The organism is Arachidicoccus rhizosphaerae, assembly GCF_900107765.1.
Lineage (GTDB): Bacteria > Bacteroidota > Bacteroidia > Chitinophagales > Chitinophagaceae > Arachidicoccus > Arachidicoccus rhizosphaerae.
In genome coordinates this window covers 1-11,635 of record NZ_FNQY01000036.1, presented here as the reverse complement: position 1 = coordinate 11,635, position 11,635 = coordinate 1, and the positions used below count along the sequence as shown (strand labels likewise).

The 11,635-nt window shown below is 39.4% G+C and carries 9 protein-coding genes; 7 read left to right on the top strand and 2 right to left on the bottom strand.

Annotated elements, in window-relative coordinates; all coding sequences use genetic code 11:
• Positions 1 to 58 precede the first annotated feature (58 nt).
• Both BLU80_RS18325 and BLU80_RS18320 read left to right on the top strand, forming a co-directional pair.
• Positions 59 to 1,249, top strand: a complete 1,191-nt coding sequence (locus BLU80_RS18325) for an efflux RND transporter periplasmic adaptor subunit (RefSeq protein ID WP_091401316.1) — start codon at positions 59 to 61, stop codon at positions 1,247 to 1,249.
• A gap of 432 nt (positions 1,250 to 1,681) precedes the next feature.
• A complete protein-coding gene (locus BLU80_RS18320) occupies positions 1,682 to 3,412 on the top strand; it encodes a helix-turn-helix transcriptional regulator (protein WP_091401293.1) in 1,731 nt (576 codons plus the stop codon).
• Between the two features lie 400 nt (positions 3,413 to 3,812).
• Here BLU80_RS18320 and BLU80_RS18315 read toward each other — a convergent pair whose 3' ends face one another.
• Positions 3,813 to 5,531: a DUF885 domain-containing protein gene (locus BLU80_RS18315; RefSeq protein ID WP_170831290.1), complete on the bottom strand. Its 1,719-nt coding sequence runs from the start codon at positions 5,529 to 5,531 to the stop codon at positions 3,813 to 3,815.
• A gap of 251 nt (positions 5,532 to 5,782) precedes the next feature.
• Between BLU80_RS18315 and BLU80_RS18310 the strand changes: the two genes are divergently transcribed.
• The 3 genes from BLU80_RS18310 (at position 5,783) to BLU80_RS19790 (ending at position 8,954) form a co-directional block, all read left to right on the top strand.
• Positions 5,783 to 6,547 carry an SDR family NAD(P)-dependent oxidoreductase gene (locus tag BLU80_RS18310; RefSeq protein ID WP_091401289.1) on the top strand — a complete coding sequence of 255 codons (765 nt, stop codon included), beginning with the start codon at positions 5,783 to 5,785 and terminating at the stop codon, positions 6,545 to 6,547.
• A gap of 1,413 nt (positions 6,548 to 7,960) precedes the next feature.
• The gene (locus tag BLU80_RS18300; protein WP_091401285.1) at positions 7,961 to 8,458 is read left to right on the top strand and encodes a hypothetical protein; all 498 of its coding nucleotides are present in this window, start codon (positions 7,961 to 7,963) and stop codon (positions 8,456 to 8,458) included.
• Positions 8,459 to 8,711: 253 nt separating this feature from the next.
• The gene (locus tag BLU80_RS19790) at positions 8,712 to 8,954 is read left to right on the top strand and encodes a dihydroxy-acid dehydratase domain-containing protein (RefSeq protein WP_262482942.1); all 243 of its coding nucleotides are present in this window, start codon (positions 8,712 to 8,714) and stop codon (positions 8,952 to 8,954) included.
• Between the two features lie 413 nt (positions 8,955 to 9,367).
• Here BLU80_RS19790 and BLU80_RS18290 read toward each other — a convergent pair whose 3' ends face one another.
• Positions 9,368 to 9,916: a collagen-like protein gene (locus BLU80_RS18290; RefSeq protein WP_091401284.1), complete on the bottom strand. Its 549-nt coding sequence runs from the start codon at positions 9,914 to 9,916 to the stop codon at positions 9,368 to 9,370.
• A 363-nt stretch (positions 9,917 to 10,279) separates the two neighbouring features.
• On the opposite strand from BLU80_RS18290, the gene BLU80_RS18285 reads away from it, so the two are divergent.
• Together BLU80_RS18285 and BLU80_RS18280 are read left to right on the top strand one after the other, a co-directional pair.
• Positions 10,280 to 10,612 (top strand): transposase, encoded by a 333-nt coding sequence (locus BLU80_RS18285; protein WP_211481900.1) that lies wholly within the window; start codon positions 10,280 to 10,282, stop codon positions 10,610 to 10,612.
• Between the two features lie 41 nt (positions 10,613 to 10,653).
• A partial coding sequence (locus BLU80_RS18280; RefSeq protein WP_139188203.1) for an integrase core domain-containing protein occupies positions 10,654 to 11,635 on the top strand: 982 nt, incomplete at its 3' end.

Sequence of the window (11,635 nt, the reverse complement as noted above, 5' to 3'; positions counted from 1 at the left end):
CTCAACCCTCCAAATCATGCATAAGATCACTGAAAAATCTTATAAAATACGGCGTTCCATGGCAAAAAATATGCTATGTGTGTTATTGCTCAGTATGGTCATTTCCTGTGGTGATCACAAGGCGGATACTACGGCCGTAAACAAGGATACCACATCCGCCATGGACACCCTCCATGAAACCACCGGTAACGACATCGTAAAATTAAGCGATGAACAGATGCAGGCGATCAACCTCCAACTGGGCAGAATTGAGCAAAAGGAGTTGACCGCCACTATAAAGGCAAATGGTACATTAAGAGTACCCAATGAGCATAGAGGCAAAGCCACTCCCTTATTCAGCGGTGTGATCAAAACCCTGCATATTCAATTAGGCAGCCAGGTGTCCAAAGGCCAGCTTATTGCCACAGTCAGTAATCCGGAATTTATTGAAATGCAGGAAGAATATATTGCGCTTGGCGGTAAAATAACCTTGGCGGAACAGGAATTAAACCGTCAACAGGCACTCCATGAGGGGCAGGCCGGAATTTTAAAAAACCTGCAGCAGGCAAAGGCTAATCTCAGCGCCCTTCAGACCCGCAAATCAGCGCTCGGGCAACAATTAATAATGATGGGGATTAACCCTGCAAGTCTAAAAAACGGCAATATGCGTTCTACGCTGACGCTAACCAGTCCTGTCACGGGAACCGTTAGTCAGGTGTATGCAGAAATAGGAAGTTATGTGAATCCCAACAGTCCGGTTGCTGAAATAGTCAATAACCATGCGCTCCACCTTGATTTACAGGTTTTTGAAAAAGATCTGCCGCTGATCAAAATTGGACAAATCATACATTTTACGCTGACCAATAATCCATCGGAGGAATACGACGCGGAAGTCTATAGTGTCGGAGCGGCCTTTGAGAAAGATAGCAAGACCATCCCAGTGCATTGCCGTGTCAATAGCGATAAATCCGCCATGATTGATCAGATGAATATTACGGGCATTGTAAGCCTGAATAAAACAGCTACTCCCGCTGTACCCAAAGATGCGATCATCCATGAAGGCGGCAAGGATTATGTATTTGTAGTCCTGGATAATACAGGTAATCCGGCTGCTGGCAGATCTTTCAAAAAGACACAGGTTTTTACCGGTGTTTCACAAATGGGTTATACTGCTGTTAATTTCATCGGACCTATTGATAAAAAGGCTTCTATTGTAACGAACGGCACCTATTTTTTAAATGCCAAACTCACAAATGTTGAGGAAGATTAGAATATATAGAGTATCCCTATTCATTTAATGGGAGAGAAGCTGGCTGCTTGGAGGGCTAGCCAGCTCTGCTTTGTGAAGGCGTGACAATTCTTAGAATAACGGCTCCTCTGATCCATTGAACCGAAAACTTCAATTATTTTCAGATAAAAGGAATGAAAAAAAGTTGAAAGTTTTACATTTTATTTGATAAACAATAGATTATGTTCTTTGTTTTTCGCGAATTTATATTATGGGCTTCATTGTTACCCTCCAATTGCGTCAGGTATCCGCTATGATAACAGAACTGCTTAGATGTTGAATAAGGAAGTATTTGGGAACAAGTTATAGGGTAGTTTTAAAGAAGCTGTAGGTGAATTTTCACTCTAAACTGGTCGTTTTCAAAAGGATATCTTAAATTTGCCATAGATAAAACCCCATTCAAACAATTCCAATATGAAACTTGCTGCTTTTTTGATTGGCCTGCTTATCACTTGCGTCAGCTTTAGTCAACAGCTGACCACCAGGGAGCTTATCCGGCTTTGGAATACCTCGGACACCTCCCAGACCACAAAAGCAGAATACAGTTATGCCGACTTAAAATATCACAAAGACCCAAAGGTGTTCAGACAACGATTATTAGAGTTATATAATTATTTAAGTCGCCACCAAAATGACAGAATACTAATCCGAACCTGGATTTATGAGGTGTTAGGCAAATATGAGCTTAAAATTAAATTCACCCCTTCAGACAAACGGCATTTACAAAAAGCATTAAAAATGGCTGGGCTGATGGGAGATGACCAGTTATTGTCCGAACTATTTTCATTATATCCAAGACTTACTAACGGACGGGATAATTCCTATTATGCGATGCGCGCTGTAGAAATGCAACAAAACATTGGTATTGAACATTTTCCCTTATTCTACCTGCGCCTGCTCAATTTTAGTATGAATATGTATGAGGCGGCAGAATACAGAGCTGCGATCATATATGGTAAGCAAGCGATTGCTTTAATGGCGGGTAAGACCGGACCGGAAATAGTACAAAGAAGGGTGCTGGCCCTGGATTATATAGGAGCCAGTTATAAACAGTTAGGTATAATAGACAGTGTTGGATACTATTATAAGGCATTACAAAACAATGCACTACAACTGTCACCAGGCTCTCAGATGCAACAAATATGGATAGGAATAGCCAAAGGCGGTCTGGGATATCAAAAACTAATGCAAAAAGATTACGTGGCAGCCAGGCCCTTGTTAGAAGATAATATTCAATCCAGTGTTCGTTTTAACCAATTACAAGATGCTGCAATTTCCAAAGATGCAATAGCCCTTATTGACTTTCAGACACATAATTATGGACAGGCGCTCCAAAACTGGCGGACTGCATATAGTTGGTATGGAAATAATAATCTAGGTAAAATGAGTGTCAGCCTACAGCTCAGTCACGTATTTTACCAACTGCATAATTATGACAGCGCTTTTTATTATTATCGGGAGTATTGTGATTTTAAAGTCAAACTGGACCAGCAATACAATAGCCAGAAAGCTGAAGCGCTGCAAAGTCGCATTGAATTTAATAAAATGGACAGTGCGCTTCAGGTGGCAAAAAAGGACATCCGTCAGGAAAAGAATATCAGGCTGGCTATTCTAATTGGGTTAGCATTATTATCAGTCATCGCCATTTTAGCCTATAACAGATACAGGATCAAGCATAGACTGGCCTTAGAACAGATCAGCAGTAAACAAAAATTAGCAGAGTTAGAAGTTCAGCGAGCTAAAGAACAAATCAAAACATTCACCGAAAGGATTCAAAAAAGCGAGGTTTTAATTGAGCACTTAAAAACGCTTAAGCCAACTGAAAAAGAGAATCATCTTCAACTTGAAAATAAATTGCTAGCGTATTCTCTTATTACAAATGAGGGCTGGGACCAGTTTAGAATTGAATTTATCCAGGTTTATCCTCATTTCTATCCCGCATTACAAAGATTAGCAGGCAGCCTTACGCCGGCAGAGGAGCGGTTAACGGCTTTAATTCATTTGCAACTAAATAATGCGCAAATCGCCAATGCGTTGGGCATTGCCAAAGAAAGCGTTTCCAGAAGCAAACGCAGACTAAAAGCCAGGCTTAGGTTATCAGATGAAGCGTCTTTGGAAGTATTTCTTATGCAGGTTAATGCTTAACAAGAAAGTACAAATCTGCTAATCAATGAATTGATTTTCTATTCGTTACTCATGTCCGTTTTTTGTCCGCCAGCAATTTTTAGATTATAAAGGACAATAGCTAGTTTTGGTTTATTATGCAACCAAATCAAAAGGACAAAAAGTGGGTTTATCTACTAATCACTATTTTAACCCTGGCAATAATGATTGCCGTATGGGTATTTTATGACCATAAGATTGACTCCATATCCAAATAAAGTATTGCCCAAAATCGCCCATCTTTTGCAATTAAATTAAAAACACCCAAAAACATACTTCAACAGTCAATGTCCTTGCCTGCTGGTAAGAATAAGTTGGCGCAGCTTCGATCAGGTCGATCTATTTTTCCAACCTAAAAGCACTTGGGTGTTTTAAGGTTCCTTTAAGCATGTGTACCTTTTAAATTTGATGCCCAACCATCCATGTATTTTTCAAAAATATCAAGCGGCATGACTCCTCCCTTTAAAATGGCATCATGAAAATCTTTTAACCTAAACTGCTCTGCGAGTTGTTCCTTATATTTATCCCGCAACTGTTTTATCTTTAATTCCCCGATTTTATACGAGAGTGCCTGACCCGGCCAGGACATATACCGTTCAATTTCTGCTATAGCGGAAACCTCGGTAATGGGTTCATGAGCCATATTATAAGCAATAGCCTCTTCGCGCGTCATTTTACCCATATGTAGTCCCGTATCCACAACCAAACGAACAGCCCGGTGCATTTCCGCGCCCAAAGCCCCTAATTTATGATAAGGGTCTGTCAAAACTCCTAGCATTTCTCCTAGTGATTCGCAGTAAAGCGCCCATCCTTCTCCAAAAGCGCTGCTCCAATATTTTTGTCTTAATAATGGTACTGCAATGTTTTCATATTGAAGGCTGATCTGATAGTGGTGCCCTGGAACCGCTTCGTGCAAAAACAGGCTTTCCATCTCATCATTGGTGACGTTTATTTCTTCGGGATTTAAAATAGGAACATAAAACACTCCGGGCCGTCCGCTATTGATATCGCCCGGAACATATTCTGCAGAGGCAGAAGCAGCCCTGAATTCTTCCGTCTTTCTGATTTCAAAAGGGCATAAAGGCGTTACCCCAAAATAATCGGATAAATAGGGCTTAATCCGGTCATAAACATTCTGATAAGCTTCCAGAACCGCTGCATCCGTTTTAAAGGGAAAAAACTGAGAATCGGATTTCATGAATTCAAATAGGTCACTTAGTGTCCCTTTGAACCCCAGTTGAGCTTTGATATTCTCCATCTCTCTGGTAATTCTGTTCACTTCCTGAAGACCTAACTGATAAACTGACTCAGGATCTTCATAGCTGGTAACTGAAGCAAAAATGAATTCCTGATATAACTGTTTCCCATTAGGCAATGCAGTGATACCGGAACTTGATCTTGCAGCGGCTAAATATTCATTTTGGAAAAATTTCAGCAGAGCCTGTAATGCGGGGTTCATTTGCTGCTCAATCATCTTTTTAAAACCTTCATCCATTTGTCCGCGATCTGACTCGCTAAAAGAATCAGGATAACTCCTGGTAGGTTCAAAGAAAACAGATTCATGAATGGGTTTAATTAAATCCTGTAACTGTCCAATCACTTTTTCAACCAGGATTTTAGGTAAAACCATTTTTGTTTTAATGCCTTTTCGCATATTCTGAATGGCAACTTCTGTCCATCTGACAAATGCATTACATCTTTTTAGCCAGGCATTATAGTCATTAAGGGTCTTAAATGGCTGTACGGAACTGCCAGAACCCAGCATTGCCATATACAGGTGCAATCCCGTAAATTGATTAATGGGCATATACTCCAGATGAAAAGGAGCCAGCTTTAAAACCGACTCAATTTGATTTTCCATAATGGAATAACATATTTCGTCGTCCATATTCAGCTTTGAAGTGTCAAACCCTTTTAATCTTTTCAAAAAATCGGCGTAAGTGTTGTGTAATTCGGCCAGATATGACTCATCTTCAGCAGGAAGCTGGTCATTATATCCGGGCACGCCATCGAAAGTCGCCTGCAAAGGATTTAGTCTATATACTTCTTTATAAAAATCGTCAAATAACTGATGTAAGGAGGACAACTTTTGCAATTCCATATTGAATAATTTGTTTGATTTTTGAATATTTATCCGGCTTTGATAACTGGTTAAAGATACTATTCGCCGTTCAAAAACCATATAAATTACATCCCTTTTCTTAATCTACTGATAGCGGCCTCCTTTATTATTTAACAAACTATATTATTTGGAATTATTTGAATTTTACAAAGATCTGTTTGATTACCGTAACCGTTATTTATGCCATGATGCCGAATTTTGTACCATCAATTTTTAATAAAATATACAAGATGAATACAGTTAAAAGAAAGGTAGCATTAGTTACAGGGGGTTCCAGGGGACTTGGCAAAAATATGGCACTTGCACTGGCAGATGACGGTAATGATTTAATTATCACTTATCACAGCAACCAAAAACAGGCAGAAGAAGTCGTTAATCAAGTGAAAGCAAAAGGGGTTATGGCTGCTGCTTTTCAGTTAGATACAAGTAAAACAGAACGCTTTGACAGTTTTTTTCAAACGCTCAGCGGGTATCTAAATAGCCAATATCAGGATCCAAAATTTGATTTTCTGATCAATAACGGCGGAACTGCTCTCTATTCTCCGTTTGATAAAACGACCGAAGAAGAGTTTGACAGCATTATTAACATCCATTTTAAAGGGGTATATTTTCTGACACAAAAAGCATTAGCTTTTCTGAATGATAATGGCGCCATTGTAAATGTCAGCTCCGGTCTGGCTAGATTTTCATTGCCGGGTTCTTCAGCCTATGGTGCTACAAAAGCAGCGGTTGATTCGCTGACGCGTTATATGGCAAAAGAACTTGGCTATCGAGGCATCAGAGCCAATACAATTGCCCCGGGTGCCATTGAAACCGATTTTGGCGGAGGACATGTCAGAGATAATAAAGAGATCAATCAATTTATTGCAAAAGAAACGCCATTGGGCAGGGTAGGACTACCGGATGATATCGGCGGAGTGGTTGCGTTCTTATGTTCTCCACGTGGAGGCTGGATTAATGGGCAAAGAATTGAAGTCTCTGGCGGGATTTATTAAATTAGTAGATTATTGTATTTAATGGCCCGGCTGAGCAGAACTATAGGGTCAGCCGAGCCATTATAATCAGAGACTGACATTTTTCATCACTTCAATTGATTATGTGCTTAATTCAATTTGGATTGACACGCCTTACAATCCATCAGAAATATAAAGAAAACCCACATATCTCCCCTCTAACTTTTGCCATTATTAAGTTCCAATTCTTATCCTTTATTACCTAACGAAATTTTTATATATGAATCCTGGCAGAACATTTTCATAAATGAGTTGCTCTGCCACCAACTTAATTCGGTTTGCAATCCCTATCAACAAATAGCGAAGTCGTTTCACAAGAATATAACAATTTTGCAAGTTGTATTATTTTTTATTTGAATATTTATTTAGGCTTCATTTTTTCTTACATTAAGAGTTAAACTTCAGCGAGCGCTCTAGAATAAAAATATCCCTAAAGAGCTAGATATTGAAAGCCAGTAAAGAATATTACAAACTTTTCTTTCGTTTAAATACATTTTGTCCAATGGTTCAACATAAGGGAAAAAATAATGAATGGGAATCGTGCCTGCTGGAGGAAGGCCTGTTCTTCTGCCGGATTTTAGATCTAAATGGTAATGAATACCCATTTTAACGATCCAAGAAACTGCCATTATTAATATTAATAAATTCCGCATAATTTTTATAATTCTCATATTTGAAAAAATAGGCCCTTTATTCCTTCCTTGTAAAATCAATCTTTGCCGAAATTTATCCATTAAACATATTCGTCTTGATTTGAAGAATCTTGTTTGATACATTTGCCGATTTGAGTGTCGTAAAACCTAGCTTCATAATCATGTTGGTCGGATTTTGATTTTCTTGGAATACTTATACGTTGCATATATTATGCAGCGCGTCTAATACCTCAGAACTCCCCATTCAATTATACCTATGCCGTGAATGGAAATATAGTCACCGGCCAGAATTAAAAAATAATCCAGATTACGTATAATATGCTAAATTTACCGGACGTTATCACGATAGTATGCAAGGGCGCTTTCTGGCATATCATGATACGGTGTGCAATAGATTAAAGAAGCGCACCACGGATATTACTGCTAGATCGGCAGGATCACTACTACCACTGATATCTTTGGTGTTGTCTATCAAAATGGCATTGACTGTCGCTTGCAACGAATTAACATGGGCAATTCGCCATGCCAATGTTGCATATACCGCAACAGTAAAATCGGATGGGATGGCAATAATATCCTATCATTTAACTGAATATAGATCTGATCTGACTCCCTGTGGTAGCTCTCTAACATATAATTGCATTACAAATGTATCTGGTTTTATATATCACACGCTTGCGGGAGGTAATCGCAATTTACAAGTTGGTGCAGATTGGCAAAGTACAATAAAATAGATAATCAAATGAAAATAATATCATCTTATACATGTTTATGCGTTTTTGCGGTTCTTCTATGTGCATGTTGGGGAAAAGAAAATCATACTCAAAACAAAGACCCATTCTACTTAAGCACTATGGCTTCCTGGGATGCAATTAGGGTACCTTTAATTAAACCCTACGAGATACTTCAATTAAACGGAGAAAAACAGTGGATATTGGGGTTAAAAGTACTGCCAATGGGAATCGGGAATATAAAAGAGGTAAATGTTTTACACAACATGATTTTTATTCATTCTGGTAAAACGAGCAGTATTGATATTCAAAATAATGTAGAATGGAATGAGGGCTGGTTCATAATTATTCCCCATAAACATATTGAAAAAGGCTTCGGCAATAAGACTGACTACGATAAATTCCTATTGTCTCAGAAAATAGATATTCCTAAGCTATATGACATTAATAAAGTGTATGCTAAATTTATTAAAAAAGGAGAAATCGGATGGGCAAAAGAATATAATTAATGTCAGTGGCCGTTCCAAAAGTAATCCATCAGGCGCAAGCATTTGAGTATTAGGTAAAAACGAAAAAATCGTTTCGGAATATTTACGACAAATTTCATGATTACACTGAGGGACGCGATGGGTATTACTTTGTCAGGGAATGGCACCATTTAAGCACAGGCACCTGAAAGAGAGGTGCTCTACCCCAAAGCAGCCAGAAGGATTTGCGATATTGTCAAGGATCAGGCTGCGAGGGAACGGTCCGGGCTAAAAAATATTCTTTGAAAACGCCCTTAGAAACGATTTTGTTGTAGATATGGCCATGGGAGAGAGCACGAATACGGTTTTACATATGCTGGCGATAGCCCGGGAAGCTCAGATAGATTTTCAATTAAAGGATGTAACTCGTGGTCTTTATATTGGCCACGTTTCTCCGGAAGCTGCAGAGAGAGGGATCTTCGGTCTCTTACAAAACGGAGACAAAGTTCATATTGACGTAGATAATTATTCAATATAGGTAAATCTGTCTGACGAGGAAATTCAAAAGCGTAAGCCAGCCTTCACGCCCCGCAAAAAGGATGTAAAATTAAGGTGGCTTAAACAATACCGCGTATTGGTAAAAAATGTCAGTGGCGGAGCTGTACTGGAAGCCGAATAATACTAATGCCAGGAGCTTGGACTGCATATACTTTACCACGTATAAAGTTATGTGTTTTTTTCCCGAAAAGCGTCAGGAGACTGTTAGTATTGTTAACTTCGAGATGGAAGAAATGGTACTTACTTTATCCAACTGCATTTAATGCTAATGATGCCTACCGTTGCCTTATTCACCTTCTGGTGGATAAACTTTGACTGTACAATAAAAAATAGACTGCATGGATAGAATAATAGTTACTTAGAAGCATGCGGTAGCTAAAATGATCAAAATCATTACTCTATGTGGTAAAATTTACGCACCTCATTGTAATTGGTAAGATCAACCTCGCTGGTTGCTGCATTCCCTTTTATAACAACTACCCGCCAGTCGATGCTTGGAGCTGTTGGAGGGGTATTGGTGGAATTGTGTGACCTTAGTGTAACAGTCCCAGCTTTTATGCCAAAGGTGAAATAGTTGGTCTTGCCGGCTTCATAAAAGGAAATAGGGAGAGCAGACCAAGGGCTTTCCCAGAAAAATCCGCCATATACCATAACAGCACCGCTGTTGATAATGTCTGTGGTGAGTTCCGGCACCGCGAGGGAGGCTTCAACATAATTGGTTCCAAATACAACACTCGCCTTCCAGGTGAGGCTACCGGCTTTAAAGGTTCTTGAAATGACATTGGCGTTTCCTGTACTGCCTTTGTCTCCTTTGGCGCCTTTATCCCCTTTTTCTCCTTTCTGACCTTGTTCACCTTGCGGACCGATGTCTCCTTTCCTGCAGGAAGGAGCGGTATTGACAATCAGCGTGACCATCATTAATACTGTGAGTAATTTTTTCATGACATTTAATTTTGACACTAAAATTAACACAGACATTTGCGGTTCATTTCGTAACTGTGTGAATCAGCAACTTAAATGAGTAAATGCGGCCTTTGAATGAGCAAACTTGAATAGATCTGCGCAATCAATTCAGATACAATATTGATAAAATGTCCATTGGTGTCTAAATTTTAATGATTGAGCATAAATCTGTTTGCTCTCTATGCCGAGTATCCGTAAGTTTATGGTTATCAATTGCATAAGGAATATCGGGAAAATGAGGAGCAGGTTAAATTACTGCTTAAACCTAAAGGCAGCATTATAAAGACAAACTGTTCCGCTCCCCTAAATAATCGGACATAATTACAAAAAAAAATTGTAACTATGGGTATGATTCAAACCGAGAAGGGGACAAAAAAGTTTACGGAAAAGGAAAAGCTCAGTATCTTAAAAGAGGCTGAAAAAGAGGGAGTTAAGAAAACGCTAGGTAAGTATAACCTTTATCCGGCAACTTATTATTACTGGAAAAAGAAATATTCGAGTCTAGGCTCAGATGGCAACCTACCCTCCAAGGGTACTTATGATGCGTCTGCTGTTCGCAAATTGGAAAAGGAAAATGCTGCGCTTAAGCAATTGCTGGCAGAAAAAGAGCTTGAATCCAAGCTAAAAGATGAGATGCTAAAAAAAAAGTATCCACATCTGAGAAAGTTACTTTAGCTCGCGAGTTCATTGGTAAAGGCCTGCTCAGAGATCGGGCATTGGAACTTCTTGGAATTACTAAGCACGCCTATTATTATCAGTCAAAAGAAGGCAGAAGAGGCCGTAAAAACTCCCATTATACAACGAAGATGACCTGCAAAAGCGGACTCAACGAAATAATAGACACAGATCAACTTGTAAAGGAGATTATTGCTGTTAAATCAAATCCGGAGACGGATTATGGCTATCGGGCAATGACTGCTGCTTTGCAGCTTCAGGGCTATGTCATTAATAAGAAAAAGGTTTACCGGATAATGGGCGACTATCAACTTCTACATGAAAAGAGAAAGAAGCCAGGCAAGGTTTACGTCAAGCATCGGCGGGTCGATCCACGGATGCCATTGGAAGTCATAGAAATGGATATCAAATTCCAGTGGGTTGTATCCCATCAATGTTATGCATTCATTCTAACAATCATTGATTGTTTCACCCGCATGGTGCTTCATTGGCAAGTAGCCTATTCAATTACGCAAAGCCAGGTGATTGACGCCTGGGAAGATGTTATTGTCAATTATCTACAGCCCCACCAGATGATGGAAAAGAAAATAACAATTGAAACAAGGAATGATAACGACTCTCGCTTTGCAGCACATTCAGTTCAAAAGTACCTGGCAGAAAATGGCTTGAACCAGGTCTTTACGCATCCATATACACCACAAGAGAATGGGCATATTGAATCCTTTCATTCGATTTTAGGTCGCTCCCTTGAACGCATAGGCATATTCAAGACATTGAAAGACTTAGAGCAGCATTTGAGAAGATTTTATAAGATCTACAATGAGGTCCGACTACATGGAAGTTTGGACCATTTACCACCCAAGCGATTCTGGAAACTATGGCAGGCAGGGCTGATTGAAAGCATAGCGCGAAAGAATAAGGCAAGCAGACATAGGCTACTGGTTTCTCACTATGAACTTTCGGGTAATGGGAGCCAGAAGGAGCATTCGGCTCGCCCCAAAGGGCGAATAAAAAATACCGCCA

Excerpts from the sequence above, each read along its gene's own strand:
- BLU80_RS18320 (WP_091401293.1), top strand. The coding sequence starts at position 1,682 with ATGAAACTTGCTGCTTTTTTGATTGGCCTGCTTATCACTTGCGTCAGC.
- BLU80_RS18325 (WP_091401316.1), top strand. The coding sequence starts at position 59 with ATGGCAAAAAATATGCTATGTGTGTTATTGCTCAGTATGGTCATTTCC.
- BLU80_RS18290 (WP_091401284.1), bottom strand. The coding sequence starts at position 9,916 with ATGAAAAAATTACTCACAGTATTAATGATGGTCACGCTGATTGTCAAT.
- BLU80_RS18285 (WP_211481900.1), top strand. The coding sequence starts at position 10,280 with ATGGGTATGATTCAAACCGAGAAGGGGACAAAAAAGTTTACGGAAAAG.
- BLU80_RS18310 (WP_091401289.1), top strand. The coding sequence starts at position 5,783 with ATGAATACAGTTAAAAGAAAGGTAGCATTAGTTACAGGGGGTTCCAGG.
- BLU80_RS18315 (WP_170831290.1), bottom strand. The coding sequence starts at position 5,531 with ATGGAATTGCAAAAGTTGTCCTCCTTACATCAGTTATTTGACGATTTT.
- BLU80_RS18300 (WP_091401285.1), top strand. The coding sequence starts at position 7,961 with ATGAAAATAATATCATCTTATACATGTTTATGCGTTTTTGCGGTTCTT.